The 17,082-nt window shown below is 64.9% G+C and carries 14 protein-coding genes; 9 read left to right on the top strand and 5 right to left on the bottom strand.

All coding sequences use genetic code 11. The features are described from left to right. Nucleotides 1-57: 57 nt before the first annotated feature. Nucleotides 58-1,068, bottom strand: a complete 1,011-nt coding sequence (locus GJV26_RS14395; protein ID WP_155709410.1) for a PAS domain-containing sensor histidine kinase — start codon at nt 1,066-1,068, stop codon at nt 58-60. A 51-nt stretch (nt 1,069-1,119) separates the two neighbouring features. Beyond that, nucleotides 1,120-4,239: a DEAD/DEAH box helicase gene (locus GJV26_RS14390; RefSeq protein ID WP_155709409.1), complete on the bottom strand. Its 3,120-nt coding sequence runs from the start codon at nt 4,237-4,239 to the stop codon at nt 1,120-1,122. A 161-nt stretch (nt 4,240-4,400) separates the two neighbouring features. Here GJV26_RS14390 and GJV26_RS14385 point away from each other — a divergent pair, with 161 nt between their 5' ends. Then, nucleotides 4,401-6,749, top strand: coding sequence for a Tex family protein (locus tag GJV26_RS14385; RefSeq protein WP_155709408.1), 2,349 nt, complete (start codon nt 4,401-4,403; stop codon nt 6,747-6,749). On the opposite strand, the gene GJV26_RS14380 is transcribed toward GJV26_RS14385, so the two are convergent. Beyond that, complete coding sequence (locus GJV26_RS14380; protein WP_173346208.1) at nt 6,750-7,292, bottom strand: DUF2812 domain-containing protein; 543 nt, start codon at nt 7,290-7,292, stop codon at nt 6,750-6,752. Between the two features lie 219 nt (nt 7,293-7,511). Between GJV26_RS14380 and grxD the strand changes: the two genes are divergently transcribed. Next, complete coding sequence (gene grxD, locus GJV26_RS14375) at nt 7,512-7,832, top strand: Grx4 family monothiol glutaredoxin (protein ID WP_155709406.1); 321 nt, start codon at nt 7,512-7,514, stop codon at nt 7,830-7,832. A gap of 17 nt (nt 7,833-7,849) precedes the next feature. Further along, nucleotides 7,850-8,437, top strand: a complete 588-nt coding sequence (locus GJV26_RS14370) for a UbiX family flavin prenyltransferase (protein WP_155709405.1) — start codon at nt 7,850-7,852, stop codon at nt 8,435-8,437. A 102-nt stretch (nt 8,438-8,539) separates the two neighbouring features. On the opposite strand, the gene GJV26_RS14365 is transcribed toward GJV26_RS14370, so the two are convergent. Further along, a complete protein-coding gene (locus GJV26_RS14365; protein ID WP_155709404.1) occupies nt 8,540-8,947 on the bottom strand; it encodes a hypothetical protein in 408 nt (135 codons plus the stop codon). Between the two features lie 320 nt (nt 8,948-9,267). After that, nucleotides 9,268-10,314: an MBL fold metallo-hydrolase gene (locus GJV26_RS14360; RefSeq protein WP_155709403.1), complete on the bottom strand. Its 1,047-nt coding sequence runs from the start codon at nt 10,312-10,314 to the stop codon at nt 9,268-9,270. A 94-nt stretch (nt 10,315-10,408) separates the two neighbouring features. On the opposite strand from GJV26_RS14360, the gene GJV26_RS14355 reads away from it, so the two are divergent. The 6 genes from GJV26_RS14355 to GJV26_RS14330 all read left to right on the top strand — a co-directional run bounded on the left by GJV26_RS14355 (nt 10,409) and on the right by GJV26_RS14330 (nt 17,048). After that, entirely contained in the window at nt 10,409-10,804 is a 396-nt protein-coding gene (locus tag GJV26_RS14355) for a MerR family transcriptional regulator (RefSeq protein ID WP_155709402.1), read from the top strand. A gap of 166 nt (nt 10,805-10,970) precedes the next feature. Beyond that, complete coding sequence (locus GJV26_RS14350) at nt 10,971-12,155, top strand: isovaleryl-CoA dehydrogenase (protein ID WP_155709401.1); 1,185 nt, start codon at nt 10,971-10,973, stop codon at nt 12,153-12,155. 52 nt (nt 12,156-12,207) lie between these two features. Continuing rightward, nucleotides 12,208-14,022, top strand: a complete 1,815-nt coding sequence (gene aceK, locus GJV26_RS14345; protein ID WP_155709400.1) for a bifunctional isocitrate dehydrogenase kinase/phosphatase — start codon at nt 12,208-12,210, stop codon at nt 14,020-14,022. Then, nucleotides 14,015-15,214, top strand: coding sequence for an acetyl-CoA C-acetyltransferase (locus GJV26_RS14340; RefSeq protein WP_155709399.1), 1,200 nt, complete (start codon nt 14,015-14,017; stop codon nt 15,212-15,214). The genes aceK and GJV26_RS14340 overlap by 8 nt, the downstream gene beginning before the upstream one ends. Then, a complete protein-coding gene (locus GJV26_RS14335; RefSeq protein ID WP_155709398.1) occupies nt 15,214-15,882 on the top strand; it encodes an SDR family oxidoreductase in 669 nt (222 codons plus the stop codon). The genes GJV26_RS14340 and GJV26_RS14335 overlap by 1 nt, the downstream gene beginning before the upstream one ends. Nucleotides 15,883-15,920: 38 nt before the next feature. After that, nucleotides 15,921-17,048 carry an acyl-CoA dehydrogenase family protein gene (locus tag GJV26_RS14330; RefSeq protein WP_155709397.1) on the top strand — a complete coding sequence of 376 codons (1,128 nt, stop codon included), beginning with the start codon at nt 15,921-15,923 and terminating at the stop codon, nt 17,046-17,048. Nucleotides 17,049-17,082 lie beyond the last annotated feature (34 nt).

Genomic DNA, 17,082 nt, shown 5'->3' with positions numbered 1-17,082 from the left:
TAAGTGTTGTTTCGTTACTCAAAGAATTATCACGGGAGTAACGTCCTGGTGCAAGCGTTACACGGCGACAGGAAGCCAAATCCGGAACTTCTTGCCGCTTTCAGGCAAGTTTTGCGCGCTGAGCGTGCCGCCATGTACTTCGATCACCGCTTTTGCCATGTACAGGCCAATGCCCGAGCCGGGAATGCCGGCGGCCGCACTGCCGCGGTAACCCTTGTCGAACAGCCGGCCGACCTCCCCTTCCGGGATCGCCGGGCCACGATCGGTCACCGTGAATTCGATGCCTCCCGTGGCGACCTTGCCTGCCCATAGTTCGATCGGCGCGTCCGGCGGAGTGTACCTGATCGCGTTATCGAGCAGCACATCGAGGCACATCCGCATGCCGTCCGGATCGGCACGCACCCATGGCGGCGCGTCGCCGGCCAGCACGGTGATGCCGGCTCGCCGGGTGCGCGCCTGCGCGGCGGCCGCTTCCAGCAACGCGGCGGGCGCGATGCCGTTCTCGCGCCGCCGGCGCCCGATCGACGCCAGCCGGTCCGGCGACAGGTATTCGTCCACCATGCCCAGCAGTCGGTCCACCGCGGACTGGATCTTGTGATAACGCTTCGTGGCGCCTTCGTCGGCCCCCTTGTCGGTCATCACGAGGCGCTGGATCGCGCCGTCGATCGTTGCCAGCGGCGAGCGGAATTCATGCGACAGCATCGACGCGAACTTTTTCTGCTGCTGCTCGAACGCGCGCCGGGCGCTGACATCGCGCACCACGCCGACCAGCCTGCCCTGGTCCACCAGCGTGGATTCGATCTCGACGGGAATGCCTTCCAGTTCCGCTTCGCGCAGCACGGTATGGCGGCTGCCGTCGCCCTGCCGGAAGCGCGCCAGCCGCTCCGGCAGGTCGTGCAGCAACGGCCCGGCCAGCGCCTGGGCGCGTGCCTGCATTTCTTCCGGCGGCCAGCCGAAGCGCCGCGCGGCGGCCGGGCTCACATACAGCAGCTGCCCCGTCGCGCAGTCGAGCATCCAGTGGATGTCGGTGCCATGCTCGAGCAGCAGCTCGTAGTCAGCTTTATTCATCGGCTTTATTCATCAGCTCTTTTCATCGGCCCCGTCCATCGGCTTGCTGCATCAGTCGGCCAGCGGCGCGAAGATCTGCTGCAGGTCTTCCTGCGTCAGCGCCATCTTCTGCGATTCGCCCTCGGCCAGCACGGATTGCGCCAGGTCGGCCTTCTTCTGCTGCAGCACCTGGATCTTTTCTTCCAGCGTGCCCTTGGCGATCAGCTTGTAGACGAACACCGGCTTGTCCTGCCCGATGCGCCAGGCGCGGTCGGTGGCCTGCTGTTCGGCGGCCGGGTTCCACCACGGGTCGTAGTGGATCACCGTGTCCGCCGCGGTCAGGTTCAGGCCCACGCCGCCGGCCTTCAGGCTGATCAGGAAGATCGGCACCGCGCCCTGCTGGAACGCGGCCACCTGGGCGCCGCGGTCGCGTGTTTCGCCGGTCAGCAACGCATACGGAATGTCGCGCGAGTCCAGCTCTTCCTGGATCAGTTCCAGCATCGACGTGAATTGCGAGAAGACGAGGATCTTGCGATTTTCTTCCAGCAAGTCTTCCAGCATCTGCATCAGGTCGGCCAGCTTGGCCGAACCGGCGGCCTGCTGCTTGCGCGTGGACAGCGATTTCACCAGGCGCGGGTCGCAGCATACCTGCCGCAGTTTCAGCAGCGCCTCGAGGATCACGATCTGGCTGCGCGCCACGCCCTTGCGGTCGATTTCCTCGCGCACCTTCTGGTCCATGGCCAGCCGCACGGTTTCGTACAGGTCGCGCTGGGCGCCGGTCAGCTCGACCTTGCGCACCATTTCGGTCTTCGGCGGCAGCTCCTTGGCCACGCTGTCCTTCGTGCGGCGCAGCAGGAACGGCTTGATCCGGCGATTCAGCAGCATCCGGCGCAGCGGGTCGTCCTGCCGCTCGATCGGGTGGCGGAACTGCGAGTTGAACGCCTTTTCGTCGCCCAGCAGGCCCGGCAGCAGGAAGTGGAACTGCGACCACAGCTCGCCCAGGTGGTTTTCCAGCGGCGTGCCGGACAGGCACAGCCGGTGTTTCGCGCGCAGCAGCCCGGCGCTTTGCGCAGCCTTCGAGCGGGTGTTCTTGATGTAATGCGATTCGTCCAGGATCACCAGGTGGAAGTCGTGCTCGCGCAGCTTTTCCTCGTCGCGCGGCAGCAGCGCATAGGTGGTCAGCACCAGGTCCGCTTCCGGGATCTTGTCGAACATCTCGGCGCGGTCCTTGCCCTGCAGCAGCAGCACTTTCAGGCTGGGCGCGAAACGGGCCGATTCGTCCTGCCAGTTGCCCATCAGCGAAGTGGGCGCGATGACGAGCGTCGGATGCGTCATCCGGCCCGATTCCTTCTCGACGAGGATGTGCGCCAGCGTCTGCACCGTCTTACCCAGGCCCATGTCGTCCGCCAGGATGCCGGCCAGGCCGTATTCGCGCAGGAACTGCATCCATGCCAGGCCTTCGGACTGGTAATCGCGCAGCGTGGCCTGCAGGCTGGCCGGGGTTGCCACCCGCTTGACCGACGAGAACTGGTTCAGCCGGCGGCCCATGTCGCGCACTTCCTCGCCGCCCGTCCAGTTGAACTCGCCCGTACGGGCCAGTTCATCCAGCCGCGCCGCGTCGAGCGTGCTCATGCGCACGGCATGGCGGATCTTGTCGTTGAAGTACAGCTCGCCCAGCGTGCCAAGGATCGGCTTCACGCGCGCCCATGGCAGCGCCACGCGGGTGCCGCCCGGCAGCGTGGCCAGCATCTGGTCGGTTTCGCCGTGCACCGACAGCGCCTTGGCGGAAAAATCGTTCGGCATGTTGCGGATCATCTGCACCAGCACCGGCAGCAGCGGCACCCGCTCGTCGCCCACGGTGATGCCCAGTTCCAGCTCGAACCACGCATTGCCCGTCTCCGGGCCCTCTTCCTCGATCTCGGCGTACCACTCGTCGACCGCGGTGAAGTCGTAGCGGTATTTCGGGGTTTTCTCGACCTGCCAGCCGTTCGCCAGCAACGCTTCGATGCCCGATTCGGCAAAGCGGATCCAGTCGGCCTGGCTGGCCAGCAGCAGGCCGCCGCGCACGCTCGACAGCGGCAGCGCGGTCGGCTTGCGGAAGCCCAGGTCGGTCAGGGTTTCCAGCGCCGCCGTTTCCAGCGCCTCGTTGCGCACGATGATCTCTGTGACTTCGCCGCGCTGGCGCACCACGCGCTGCGACGGGTCGAACGACACGCGCTCGCCGTCGTAGTCGTACGACAGCACGGCGTAATCGTGCCACTTCTGCGCCGAACCATCCGCCAGCTGCGCCGAGTCGAGCACCAGGATCGGCCGCGGCTTGACGTCTTCGCGCAAGCGCTGGGGCAATGGCTGCGGCAACGGCATCAGCTGCTGCAGGCCGTGCGCCAGCAGCAGTTGCGACACGCGCATCTTATCGTTGGGCATCAACAATGGAGCCTGGGCAACCAATGCCTGCAGCTCGGCGAGCGGGATATCGGCGCCGCCCTGGTTCAGGTGCAGCACGCCGCAGGACAGGTTGTCGATATACCACGGCGGTTCCGTGGGCAACATGTAGTCGATCTGGTCGGCGCCCGCGTGGCGGGTATTTTCCGGGGCTTCCACCTTCCAGCCCAGCCGCAGTCCCTTGCCCTCTTCGCGCCATGCCAGGTTGGCCGTGCGCCCCTGGCCGGCCTTCATCGGGTAGACCAGGCCATTGCCGACGTCGGCCCATGAGTTAGCCCAAAGCAGCTTCTCTTGCTCGGATAACATCTGCAACAGGGCCGCGCCGATCTTGCCGCGCGGCTCGGTCGCGCTGCCGGTCGGCGAATTCGGGCCGCTGCGCATCGCCACGAAGAAGCGCACCAGGTCTTCATCGCCCGGTTCCAGGAATGGTGGCGGCGCGGACAGCAGCGAAAACACTTCGTTCACGGGGCTGGCGGCGGCCACGTCGCCGCTCGGACGCAGCCGCGCCTTGTACAGCGCCAGCGCCACATGGCGGCCGCCGGACGTGGGGGCCAGCACATAGATCAGCTTGTAGCTCGTCTGCTTCGGATCGGGATCGACCGGGGCCAGCTTGGCTTTCGGGTGCGCGGCCGCATCCACGCGCTGCAGCCAGATGGCGACCGCGTACGGCAACTGGGTCGCCGGCGGGCTGGCGGGAACGGTGGCAGGGGCAGCAGGAGTTGCAGGAGCTTCGTCGCGGGTCAAATCCATTGGTCGCATCGGTGTATTCAGGACGGTTCAAAAACAGCAACATGCAATATTATCCGCCAACAGCCTTTCTGTGTTTGCTTATGTTCTAACTTATCGGCCCATGCCCCGTGGCGGTGTGGCGTCATGTATGATTTACGGCCTGTCTGTTGAGAACTGAACACATGCTGCCTTCCATCGAACAACGCCTGGCCGCCGAGCTGGCCGCCCGGCCGGCCCAGGTGGCCGCCGCGATCGCCCTGCTGGACGAGGGTGCCACCGTCCCCTTCATCGCCCGCTACCGCAAGGAAGCCACCGGCGGGCTCGACGACATCCAGCTGCGCCTGCTCGAAGAGCGCCTGCGCTACCTGCGCGAGCTGGAAGAGCGCCGCGCCACGATCGTGGCATCGATTACCGAACAGAACAAGATGACGCCGGAACTGCTGCAGGCCGTCATGCTTGCCGAAGATAAAACCCGGCTGGAAGACCTGTACCTGCCCTACAAGCAAAAGCGCCGCACGAAGGCGCAGATCGCCATCGAGGCCGGCCTGGCGCCGCTGGCGGACAGCCTGCTGGCCGACCCGTCCCTGAATCCGGAAACCGTGGCGGCCGGCTACCTGCGCGAAGCCTTCGCGACGCCGGACGGCAACAACGCCGGCGTGCCCGACGCCAAGGCGGCGCTGGACGGTGCCCGCCAGATCCTGATGGAGCGCTTCGCCGAGGACGCGAACCTGGTGCAGTCGCTGCGCGAATACGTGCAGGATCATGGCGTGGTGGAATCGAAGGTTGTCGAAGGCAAACAGGAGGCGGGCGAGAAATTCGCCGATTATTTCGATTATTCGGAGCCGCTGGCCACGGTGCCGTCGCACCGCGCGCTGGCGCTGATGCGCGGCCGCCGCGAAGGCGTGCTGGACGTGACGCTGCGCCTCGATACCGAAGCCGAGAAACCGAAGTGGGATGCGCCGCACAACCCGTGCGAGAGCCGCATCGCCGCACGGTTCGGCATCAAATCCGCCGGGCGCCCCGCCGACAAGTGGCTGACGGACACCGTGCGCTGGACGTGGCGCGTGAAAAGCTTCATGCACCTCGAAACGGAACTGATGGGAGCGCTGCGCGACAAGGCCGAGCTCGACGCGATCGGCGTGTTCGCCACCAACCTGAAGGCGCTGCTGCTGGCCGCGCCGGCCGGCCCGCGCGCGACGATGGGCCTGGACCCGGGACTGCGCACCGGCGTGAAGGTGGCCGTTGTCGATGCCACCGGCAAGGTGGCCGATACCGCCACCGTGTATCCGCACCAGCCACGCAACGACTGGGAAGGCACGCTCCACACGCTGGGCCTGCTGGCCGCGAAGCACAACGTGTCGCTGATCTCGATCGGCAACGGCACCGCTTCCCGCGAGACGGACAAGCTGGCGCAGGACCTGATCAAACGCCATGCCGACCTGAAACTGACGAAGATCGTCGTCTCCGAGGCCGGCGCGTCGGTCTACTCGGCCTCCGAGTTCGCGTCGCGCGAACTGCCGGACATGGACGTGTCGCTGCGCGGCGCCGTATCGATCGCGCGCCGCCTGCAGGATCCGCTGGCCGAACTGGTGAAGATCGACCCGAAATCGATCGGCGTGGGCCAGTACCAGCACGATGTGAGCCAGACGCAGCTGGCCCGCACGCTCGATGCGGTGGTCGAGGATTGCGTCAACGCGGTGGGGGTGGACGTGAATACGGCTTCCGCGCCGCTGCTGGCGCGGGTTTCCGGCCTGTCGGCCAGCGTGGCGCAGAGCATCGTCAGCTACCGCGACCTGAAGGGTGCGTTCACGTCGCGCGCGGCTTTGAAGAAGGTGCCGCGACTGGGCGACAAGACGTTCGAGCAGGCCGCCGGCTTCCTGCGCGTGATGAACAGCGACAATCCGCTGGACGCGTCCGCCGTGCACCCGGAATCGTATCCGGTGGTGGAAAAGATCCTGGCCGACATCAGGAAGGACATCAAGTCCGTGATCGGCGCGGCGGCGGTGCTCAAGACGCTGTCGCCGGCGAAGTATGCCGATGACAAGTTCGGCGTGCCGACAGTGACGGACATCCTGAAGGAACTGGAAAAGCCCGGCCGCGATCCGCGTCCCGAGTTCACCACCGCCACGTTCAAGGAAGGCGTGGAAGAGATCGCCGACCTGCGGCCGGACATGATCCTGGAAGGCGTGGTCACCAACGTGGCGGCATTCGGCGCGTTCGTCGACATCGGCGTGCACCAGGATGGCCTGGTGCACATTTCGGCGCTGTCGAACACGTTCGTCAAGGACCCGCACACCATGGTGAAGGCCGGCCAGGTCGTGAAAGTGAAGGTGCTGGAGGTGGACCCGAAGCGCAAGCGCATCGCCCTCACCATGCGCCTGACGGACAGTGCGCCGGCGGCCGGTTCGAAGCCGGAACAACGCGGTGACCGCAACGACCGCCGCGCCATGGGCCAGCAGCAGAAAAGCGCGTCGCGCGAGCCGGCCGTGGCCGGTTCGATGGCGGCCGCGTTCGCCAAGCTGCGCGGCTGATCAGGAATCCTTCACCTTGAGCAGCCGGCCCGCCACGCGGGCCAGCGCATACAGCGCCAGCGACATCACGGCGGAAGACAGGATCAATACGCTGGCCCAGGCCAGTTCGTCGTGCCGGCGCAACGCCATCGTGCCGCTGACCAGCGGCGGCACCTGGATGGCGGCGATGATCAGCATGGCGATGGCCTGGCGCCGGTAGGTGGACACGCGCGCCGGCGCATGGGTGAAGATGTCGCGCGCCTCGCCTTTCGGCGCCCGCCACAGCATCCAGCTCATCGAATGGCCGGCCAGCTTCCAGCCGGCGGCGGTGGGCGCTTCCGCGTAATGCGGGTCTTCGACTTCCCGCGTGGAAGCGAAGTCGATCCGGTAATCGTGCGGCTCGGGCAAGTCCGCAATGAAGGTGTAGATTCCGAACGGCGCCACCGATTCCAGGTGCAATCCCTCGGCGGACTGGGTTTCCAGCCACCGTTCGATGCGTTCCGGATGCCAGGCCGCGCCCAGCTTGAATTTCCTGACCCGCCTGGTTCCCCGGTTCCCGTCCATCCGAGTTCCTCCTGTGCCGATATCGATGCCGAATTGGAGAGCGCTACCAGCGGAATATGGTAGCACGGCAGCAACTGTGCACTGCAGCACAAAAGCTGTGGTGTGGACGTGTTGGCGCATGGGTTCGGCCCATCGGCTTCGCACGCGGCCACATCCTGCAGGAGGGGCATGAATGCCTGTAAAATGCCGCTATTCCGACATTTCTTTTTCGAGGCAGCTATGAGTGATGTACAACAGTGGATCAAGGAAACCGTGTCCGGCACCCCGGTGGTGCTGTTCATGAAAGGCACCGCGCAATTCCCGCAGTGCGGTTTTTCCGGCCGTGCGATCCAGATCCTGAAGGCATGCGGCGTGGACAACATCGCTACCGTCAATGTGCTGGAAGATCCGGAAGTGCGCCAGGGCATCAAGGAATATTCGAACTGGCCGACCATTCCGCAGCTGTATGTGCGCGGCGAATTCATCGGCGGTTCGGACATCATGAACGAGATGTACGAGTCGGGCGAACTGAAAACGCTGCTGGACAGCAAGGCTGACTAGAAGCGGACCGGGCAGTCATGAGCGGGCGCCCACGGCGGATCGTCGTCGCCATCACGGGCGCCACCGGCGCCGTGTATGGCGTGCGCCTGCTGCAGACGCTGCAAGGCCTGCCCGGCGTCGAATCGCATCTCGTGATTTCAGACGCCGCGGTATTGACGCTGCATGAGGAAACGGGCCTGGCCCGGCGCGAAGTGGAAGCACTCGCGCATATCGTGCACAAGGCCCACAACGTGGGCGCCTCGATCGCCAGCGGTTCCTACCTGACGGACGCGATGGTGATCGCTCCCTGTTCGATGAAGACACTGGCTGCCGTGGCCCATGGCCTGGCGGACAACCTGATCGCGCGCGCCGCGGACGTGATGCTGAAAGAGCGCCGCCGGCTGGTGCTGATGGTGCGTGAAACACCCTTCAACCTGGCGCACCTGCGCAACATGACGGCCGTGACCGAGATGGGCGGCATCGTGTTCCCGCCGCTGCCGGCGTTTTATCACCGGCCGCAGACGATCGACGATCTCGTGAACCACACGGTGGCACGGGTGCTCGACCTGGTCGGCGTGGAAATGGAAAGCGGCGCGGCGCCGCGCTGGAACGGCCTGGGCGGCTGACCGGAAGGTTCGGCCAGCGGCCGATCAGTGGACGATGAGCAGCCGATGAGCAGCCGAGGTCGGCTTATCACCGTATCGACACGGCCGGATCACCCCGCCGGATTACTTCTGATAATTGACCCGTACCAGCATGCGGATGAATTCGCGCGCGATCTGCCGGTGATGTTCGTCGAGGCGCTGCAGGTCCGCGATCAGCTTCACATCCGCCGATTCAAATCGCGACAAGCCATTGGCGCCCTCGCCGGCCGGCGCGGCCGCTTCCGGCCCACCGAAGCGCAGCCATTCCGCCGGCACGCCCAGCCACTGGGCGATCATGCGCAACTTCTCTTGGGTGGGAATTGCCTCGCCTACCAGCCATTTGCGTGCCGCGTGCACGGTGATCGGCCGCCCTTCGAACCGGATGTTGAATTCCCGCGCCAGCCTGGTTGGACTGTCTGGGGAATAATGAGCATTTTTTAAAGCCTGCTGGAGTCGCTGGCTGAAGCTTTCGCGTTCGTTCGAAGAATTCATAGTTGCACTATTTCACGTCACGACCTGAATGTCAGTCTCAAGTGTGCTCAGACCAATTGTGACAAATTGGATGAGTTCACAATTAACATTGTAACCTCCAATCAATCACCGCGGCCAGTCCCGAAGCGCCCTTTCAGTACATATGTTGCGCAAATGAACTGGAACTCTTCCCTGAAGTGACAGACACAACTGATATTTTATAAACAACGAACGCGACACGACGAAATATAACGGATACAACAAAAGGGACGCCCCGAAGTCGAGAAGTGTCTACGCCCACTATCTCGTCTCGTGCATCCCTGGTAGATACCGTTACTTTGTCAGTACTTGGTACGAAAACGTATGATGCCGCCACTGTCCGTTTCACGGCGCACGATACCATCCCGCCACAATTTGTGAAGGTGCGCCAGGGCCTCGCCCAGTGCAAAGCTGAGCATATGGGCATCGAGCGGGCGGCGGAACATCAAGGGTACGATGTCCGCCGCGGAACGCGGCTCGGCACAGGCCGCCACCACCTCCGCCAGCCGGGCGGCATGGTGGTCGCGCAGCTGTCCGATGCGTGTGTGCAGGCCGCGAAACGGCTTGCCGTGCGACGGCAGGACCAGCACATCGTCGGGGAGATCGGCAAAGCGTTCGAGCGAGTCGAGGTACTGCTGCAGCGGGTTGCCTTCCGGCTCGATCGCGAAGACCGACACATTGGTGGAAATGCGCGGCAACACCATGTCGCCGGAAATAAGCACGTTCAACCCGGCGCAGTACAGCGACGCATGTTCGGGCGAATGGCCGAAACCGGTGATCACGCGCCACCGGCGGCCGCCGATTTCCACCTCGTGACCATCTTCCAGCCGGTAGTACGACTGCGGCACGGCCGGCACCAGCGACGGGTAGTAGTTCTTGCGGCTCTGCATTTTTTCCAGCATGTCCGGATCGCTCAGGCCGTGGCGCCGGAAATGCGCGACGGCACCGGTACCGTCGACGCCGGGCAGCGCGGCCGCCATCATCCGCGCAAAGCCATATTCTCCAGCCGTCATCGCCAGTGGCGCCCCCCACCGCGTGCACAGCCAGTCGGCCAGCCCCACGTGATCGGGGTGGCAATGCGTGACGAGCACGCGGGCCAGCGGCTTGCCGCCAAAGTGCCCGTCCATCACCTTTTCCCAGCCGGCGCGGCTGTCATCGGTGGCGGCGCCGCAATCGACGACGGCCAGGGTGTCTTCCAGGTCGTCGAGCAGCCACAGGTTGACGTGGTCCAGCGCGAACGGCAGCGGCATCCGCAGCCAGCGGATGCCGGTCCCCACGGCGATGGCATCGCCGGGTGCGGGCACGGTGTCGCCGAACGGATACTGCAACTGGGCTTCGAGCGGGTTCATGATTCTCCTGGATGGCGGTGCGCTACAATGGATAGCACCGGGTTTACGTAACGTAAACGGAAGTCACCCATTGTAAGCCATGCCAACGTAAGCCATGCCAACCTATACCATCACCGAGCTGGCGCGCGAGTTCGACATCACGCCCCGCGCCATCCGATTCTATGAAGACCAGGGCATCCTGTCGCCGTCGCGCGAAGGCGCCGGCGGCCGCAACCGCGTGTACATCGCGCGCGACCGCACCCGGCTGAAACTCACCTTGCGGGGCAAGCGCCTCGGCCTGTCGCTCTCCGAGATCAAGAGCCTGGTCGACATGTATGAATCGCCGAAGGACACGGCGGCGCAGATGCACCGTTTCCTCACCGTGCTGGCGCAGCACCGCGAAACGCTGGAACAGCAGCGCGAGGATATCGAGATGTCGCTGGCCGAGATCGCCGCCCACGAGGAAGAATGCCGGCGCTTGCTGGCGGCACAGGAATCCACCGCCAAGTAAACGGCCGGGGCCACAAGGCCCTTGCCTGCGCGGCGCTTTACGTTTACGTTAACGTAAATAAACGAATAAAAAGCGTAACTTGCGCCGATGACCGTGGATTCGCGTTACCGCACACGATCGACGTCACCGGGCGCCATCCGTAACCCAACGAGAAGACGAGGAAGACATGCTGCATCTCCCAGGCCTGACCTTTGACCATGGCGAGGATATCGCCGCGCTGCGCGAAGCCGTGCAGCAGTTCGCCACGGCGGAAATCGCGCCCCGCGCGGCGGAAATCGACCGTACCGACCAGTTTCCGATGGACCTGTGGCGCAAGATGGGCGAGCTGGGCTTGCTCGGCATTACCGTCAGCGAAGAGTACGGCGGCGCGAACATGGGCTACCTGGCCCATATCGTGGCGATGGAAGAGATTTCGCGCGCCTCGGCGTCCGTGGGCCTGTCGTATGGCGCCCACTCGAACCTGTGCGTCAACCAGATCAAGCGCAACGGCAATGAAGAGCAGAAGCGCAAGTACCTGCCCAGGCTGCTCTCCGGCGAGCATGTCGGCGCGCTGGCGATGTCGGAGCCGAATGCGGGTTCCGATGTCGTCAGCATGAAGCTGCGTGCCGACCGCCGGGGCGACCGCTACGTGCTGAACGGCACCAAGATGTGGATCACCAACGGCCCGGATGCCGATACGCTGGTGGTCTACGCGAAAACCGACCTGGCGGCCGGCCCGCGCGGGATGACCGCATTCCTGGTCGAGAAAGGCTTCAAGGGGTTTTCAATTGCGCAGAAGCTGGACAAGCTGGGCATGCGCGGCTCGCACACGGGCGAACTCGTCTTCGAGGATTGCGAAGTGCCGGCCGAAAACGTGCTCGGCGGCGAAGGCAAGGGCGTGAACGTGCTGATGTCCGGCCTGGACTTCGAGCGCACCGTGCTGTCCGGCGGGCCGCTGGGCATCATGCAGGCGTGCATGGATGTGGTGGTTCCGTACGTGCACGACCGCAAGCAGTTCGGCCAGGCCATCGGCGAATTCCAGCTGATGCAGGGCAAGCTGGCGGACATGTACTCGACGATGATGGCCTGCAAGGCTTACGTGTACGCCGTGGGACAGGCGTGCGACCGTGCCACGCTGCCGGAACAGGTACGCGCGTTGCGCAAGGATGCCGCCGGCGCGATCCTGTACAGCGCCGAGAAGGCCACGTGGATGGCCGGCGAGGCGATCCAGGCGCTGGGCGGCAACGGCTACATCAACGAATACCCGGTTGGCCGGCTGTGGCGCGATGCGAAGCTCTACGAAATCGGCGCGGGCACCAGCGAAATCCGCCGGATGCTGATCGGCCGCGAATTGTTCGCGGAAACGATGTAGCCTGACGTTTTCGGCCGAGCCTTTGCCCGGGCATCAGCCCGGGGTGATACCGATGATCCAGCCAGCCTTTCCCAAACTGCTGTCCTCCCAGATCGCGTTCGACATCGCACGCACGATCCTCGATGGCTTCGACAAGCATTACCACCTGTTCCGCCAGGCGAGCCGGGATGCGCGCGGCTATTTCGAGCGCGGCGAGTGGGTGGCGGCGCAGCAGGCGGCGCGCGAGCGGATCGGATTCTACGATCGCCGCGTGCAGGAGTGCGTGCAGTTGCTGGAAGACGATTACGTGCCCGAGGATCTCACCGACGAGGTGTGGCGCGAAGCGAAGCTGCATTACATCGGCCTGCTGACGCTCCACAAGCGCCCCGAACTGGCCGAGACGTTCTTCAATTCCGTCTGCTGCAACATGCTGCACCGCCGTTACTTCAACAACGAATTCATTTTCGTGCGACCCGTGGTCTCCACCGAATACATCGACACGGACGAGCCGGCGCCCACCTACCGCGTCCACTACCCGCAGGCGGACGGCATGCGCGTCACGCTGCAGCGGATCGTGGCCGATTTCGGGTTCGCCACGCCGTTCGCGCACCTGGCACGCGATATAGCGCAGGTGGAAGAGCGCCTGGGATCGTTCTTCGACGACATGGCGCCGAACGCGCAGTTCCAGGTATTGTCCAGCCCGTTCTTTCGCAACAAGGCGGCCTATCTGGTCGGCAAGGCCGTCAATGGCGACAGCGAGCTGCCGTTCGTGATGCCGATCCTGCACGACCATGCCGGCCCGCATGGCCGGCTGCTGATCGATACCGTGCTGACGGGGCGCGAACAGGTCGAGGCCCTGTTCTCGTTCACCCGTGCGTACTTCATGGTGGACATGGAGGTGCCGTCCGCCTACGTGCAATTCCTGCGCACGCTGCTGCCCCGCAAGCCACGCAGCGAACTCTACACGGTGCTCGGCCTGCAAAAGCAGGGCAAGACGGCGTTCTACCGCGACTTCCTGCAGCACCTGAAACACTCGTCGGACCTGTTCGAGACCGCGCCCGGCATCCGCGGCCTCGTGATGCTGGTGTTCGCGCTGCCCTCGTTCCCCTACGTATTCAAGGTGATCAAGGATTTCTATCCGCCGCCGAAGGAGACGACCCGCGCGCAGGTCAAGGAAAAATACCTGCTGGTCAAGCACCACGACCGCGTGGGCCGCATGGCCGACACGCTGGAATATTCGAACGTGGCCTTTCCCCGCGCGCGCTTTTCCGAGGCGCTGGTGGCCGAGCTGAAACATCATGCCGCGTCGCTGGTCGAAGAAGAAGGCGACCAGCTGATCATCCGGCACCTGTACATCGAACGCCGGATGACGCCGCTGAACCTGTGGCTGGCGCAGGCCGGACAAAACGGCAACGACGCGGACGTGGAGCACGGCATCGCCGAATACGGCAACGCGATCCGCGACCTGGTGGCCGCCAACATCTTCCCCGGCGACCTGCTGTACAAGAATTTCGGCGTGACCCGGCACCGCCGCGTGGTGTTCTACGACTACGACGAGATCGAGACCATCACCGACTGCAATTTCCGCGCGATCCCGGCGGCCCGCAACGAGGAAGATGAAATGGCGGCCGAGCCATGGTACCCGGTCGCGAAGCACGATGTTTTTCCCGAACAGTTTGGCCAGTTCCTGCTGGGTAATCCGAACATCCGCCGGCATTTCCTGCGCCACCATGCCGAGCTGCTGACGGCCCAATGGTGGCAGGCGTGCAAGAAGCGCATCCTCGACGGTGTGGTCGACGACGTGTTCCCCTACCCGCAAGCCATCCGATTTTGTTATTGCGCGGCGCCGACGACGGTGCCGCCTTCACTGGAGATGAAACATGAATGATCCTGTTGTGATCGTGGGCGCGGCCCGCACCCCGATGGGCGCCTTCCAGGGCGATTTTTCCAGCCTGTCCGCCAACGACCTCGGCGCCGTCGCGATCCGGGCGGCGGTCGAACGGGCCGGCATTGCGCCGGAACTCGTCGAGCACGTGTATTTCGGCAATTGCCTGATGGCGGGCCAGGGCCAGGCGCCGGCGCGCCAGGCGCTGCTGAAGGCGGGCCTGCCCACCGCCACCGGTGCCGTCACGCTGTCGAAGATGTGCGGCTCGGCGATGCAGGCGGCGATCTTCGCGCACGACCAGCTGGTGGCGGGCAGCGCCGACGTGGTGCTGGCCGGCGGCATGGAGTCGATGACCAATGCGCCCTACCTGGTGCCGAAAGGCCGCGGCGGCTACCGCATCGGCCACGGCATGCTGTTCGACCACATGATGCTCGATGGCCTGGAAGACGCGTACAGCAAGGATGAGAAAACCGGCGGCGGCCGTTCGATGGGCACGTTCGCCGAGGAATGCGCGACGAAATACAGCTTCACGCGCGAGCAGCAGGATGCGTTCGCGATCGAATCCGTGCGGCGCGCCCAGGCCGCCGCGGCCGGCGGCAAGTTTGCGTGGGAAATCGCGCCGGTGACGGTATCGGGCCGCGGCGGCGACACCGTCATCGACAGGGACGAGGGCCCCGCCAAGGCAAAGGTGGAAAAGATCCCGGCCCTCAAGCCGGCATTCAAAAAGGATGGCACGATCACGGCGGCCTCGTCGTCGTCGATCAACGATGGCGCCGCCGCGCTGGTGATGATGCGCGCCTCCACGGCCGAAAAACTGGGCGCGACCGTCATCGCCAGGGTGGTGGGACACACCACCAATGCGCTGGCGCCGAACGAGTTCACCACGGCGCCGGTGGGCGCGATCCGGAAGCTGCTGGATAAAAACGGCTGGAAGGTGTCCGACGTGGACCTGTTCGAGATCAACGAAGCGTTCGCGGCGGTGCCGATGGCGGCGATGCACGAGCTCGATATCCCGCACGCGAAGGTCAACGTGCACGGCGGCGCCTGCGCGCTGGGCCACCCGATCGGCGCTTCCGGCGCGCGCATCATCGTCACCCTGCTGGGGGCGCTGAAGGACCGCGGCGGCAAGCGCGGCGTCGCGGCGCTGTGCATCGGCGGCGGCGAAGCGACAGCCATCGGCGTGGAGCTCCTGTAATGGCCGCTGCCCTGATCATCGGCGCATCGCGCGGCATCGGCCACGAGCTGGCGCGCCAGTACCTGAAGGATGGCTGGCGCGTGATCGCCACCGCCCGCAAGGCGGAAGACTGCGCGGAACTGGCGGCGCTGGGTGCGGAAACGCACGTGCTCGATGTCAATAACGTCGAGGCGGTGGCCGGCCTGGGCTGGAAGCTCGACGACGAACGCCTGGACGTGGCGATCCTCAACGCCGGCGTGTACGGTCCGCGCGAGGACGGTTTCCCGCTGCAGACCGATTTCGACAGCGTGATGCACACCAACGTGCTGGCCGCGATGCGGTTGCTGCCGATCATTGCCCCGATGGTGGCCGCGGCCGGCGGCACGCTGGCCGTGATGTCGTCGAAAATGGGCTCGCTCAGCGAGCGGCACGGCGCCAGCGGTTCGCTGTACCGCGCCAGCAAGGCGGCGCTGAACTCGGTGCTGATCGACACCGCGCTGACGTTCGGCAGCCAGGGCGCCACCTGCGTGGCGCTGCACCCCGGCTGGGTGCGCACCGACATGGGCGGCGGCGATGCCGACCTCGATCCGGCCGACAGCGCCAGCGGCATCCGCGCCACGCTGGCGGCACTGCCCGCTGCCGGGAAGCCGGTATTCGTCACCTATGACGGGCAATCCATAGGCTGGTGAGCTTTACCAGGCTGAACAAAAAAAATGACGGGAGACACATGGTACTGAACGAAGAACACCGCATGATCCGCGACGCGCTGCGCGATTATGCGCGCGAGCGCCTGGCGCCCCAGGCGGCGCGCTGGGACAGGGAACACCACTTCCCGCAGGCGGAGCTGAAGGAGCTGGCGGCGCTGGGAGCGTTCGGCGTGGCGGTGCCGGAGGAGCTGGGCGGTGCCGGGCTCGATTACGTATCGCTGGCGCTCGTGCTGGAGGAAATCGCGGCGGGCGACGGCGGCACGTCGACGATCATCTCCGTCAACAACTGCCCCGTCTGCAGTATCGCGATGATGTATGCGGACGCGGCGCAGAAAGAGCAATGGCTGCGCCCGCTCGCGGGCGGTGCGATGCTGGGCGCGTTTTGCCTGACCGAGCCGCACACCGGCAGCGATGCCGCCGCGCTGCGCACCACGGCAACGCGCGATGGCGACGATTACGTGATCAACGGCGTCAAGCAATTCATCACGTCCGGCAAGTATGCCGATGTGGCCATCGTGCTGGCCGTCACCGACAAGGCCGCCGGCAAGAAAGGCATCAGCGCATTCTGGGTACCGACCGCGGCGCCCGGCTATATCGTTGCCGGCCTCGAGCAGAAGATGGGCCAGCATTCGTCGGACACCGCGCAAATCGTGTTCGAGAACTGCCGCATCCCGGCCGAGAACCTGATCGGCGAGGAAGGCATGGGCTACAAGATCGCGTTGTCCGGCCTGGAAGGCGGACGCATCGGCATTGCATCGCAGGCGGTCGGCATGGCGCGTGCCGCGTTCGAAGCCGCGCTCGCTTATGCGAAGGATCGTGAGACATTCGGACAACCAATCTTCCAGCACCAGTCGGTACAATTCAAACTCTCCGAGATGGCAACGCAGATCGAAGCCGCGCGCCAGCTGATCCTGCACGCGGCGTCGATGAAGGATGCCGGACTGCCCTGCCTGAAGGAAGCGGCGATGGCCAAGCTGTTCGCGTCAGAGATGGCGGAGCGGGTCTGCTCCGATGCGATCCAGGTGCACGGCGGTTACGGGTACGTGTCCGACTTCCCGGTGGAACGGATCTACCGCGACGTGCGCGTCTGCCAGATCTACGAGGGCACTTCCGACATCCAGAAACTGCTGATCGCCCGGTCGCTGTAGTGCCGTTATAGTTATAGTTATAGTTATAGTTATA

The sequence above is a fragment of the Pseudoduganella dura genome, from assembly GCF_009727155.1.
In the GTDB taxonomy this organism is placed as follows: Bacteria; Pseudomonadota; Gammaproteobacteria; order Burkholderiales; family Burkholderiaceae_D; genus Rugamonas; species Rugamonas dura.
The sequence above is the reverse complement of the archived record's forward strand: the minus strand, read 5'-3'. Positions and strand labels throughout refer to the sequence as shown.

What these genes read in the sequence shown, in the direction of transcription:
- GJV26_RS14380 (WP_173346208.1), bottom strand. Translation starts at nt 7,292, where the DNA reads ATGGACGGGAACCGGGGAACCAGGCGGGTCAGGAAATTCAAGCTGGGC.
- GJV26_RS14330 (WP_155709397.1), top strand. Translation starts at nt 15,921, where the DNA reads ATGGTACTGAACGAAGAACACCGCATGATCCGCGACGCGCTGCGCGAT.
- GJV26_RS14350 (WP_155709401.1), top strand. Translation starts at nt 10,971, where the DNA reads ATGCTGCATCTCCCAGGCCTGACCTTTGACCATGGCGAGGATATCGCC.
- aceK (WP_155709400.1), top strand. Translation starts at nt 12,208, where the DNA reads ATGATCCAGCCAGCCTTTCCCAAACTGCTGTCCTCCCAGATCGCGTTC.
- GJV26_RS14360 (WP_155709403.1), bottom strand. Translation starts at nt 10,314, where the DNA reads ATGAACCCGCTCGAAGCCCAGTTGCAGTATCCGTTCGGCGACACCGTG.
- GJV26_RS14340 (WP_155709399.1), top strand. Translation starts at nt 14,015, where the DNA reads ATGAATGATCCTGTTGTGATCGTGGGCGCGGCCCGCACCCCGATGGGC.
- grxD (WP_155709406.1), top strand. Translation starts at nt 7,512, where the DNA reads ATGAGTGATGTACAACAGTGGATCAAGGAAACCGTGTCCGGCACCCCG.
- GJV26_RS14395 (WP_155709410.1), bottom strand. Translation starts at nt 1,068, where the DNA reads ATGAATAAAGCTGACTACGAGCTGCTGCTCGAGCATGGCACCGACATC.
- GJV26_RS14370 (WP_155709405.1), top strand. Translation starts at nt 7,850, where the DNA reads ATGAGCGGGCGCCCACGGCGGATCGTCGTCGCCATCACGGGCGCCACC.
- GJV26_RS14390 (WP_155709409.1), bottom strand. Translation starts at nt 4,239, where the DNA reads ATGGATTTGACCCGCGACGAAGCTCCTGCAACTCCTGCTGCCCCTGCC.
- GJV26_RS14335 (WP_155709398.1), top strand. Translation starts at nt 15,214, where the DNA reads ATGGCCGCTGCCCTGATCATCGGCGCATCGCGCGGCATCGGCCACGAG.
- GJV26_RS14355 (WP_155709402.1), top strand. Translation starts at nt 10,409, where the DNA reads ATGCCAACCTATACCATCACCGAGCTGGCGCGCGAGTTCGACATCACG.
- GJV26_RS14385 (WP_155709408.1), top strand. Translation starts at nt 4,401, where the DNA reads ATGCTGCCTTCCATCGAACAACGCCTGGCCGCCGAGCTGGCCGCCCGG.
- GJV26_RS14365 (WP_155709404.1), bottom strand. Translation starts at nt 8,947, where the DNA reads ATGAATTCTTCGAACGAACGCGAAAGCTTCAGCCAGCGACTCCAGCAG.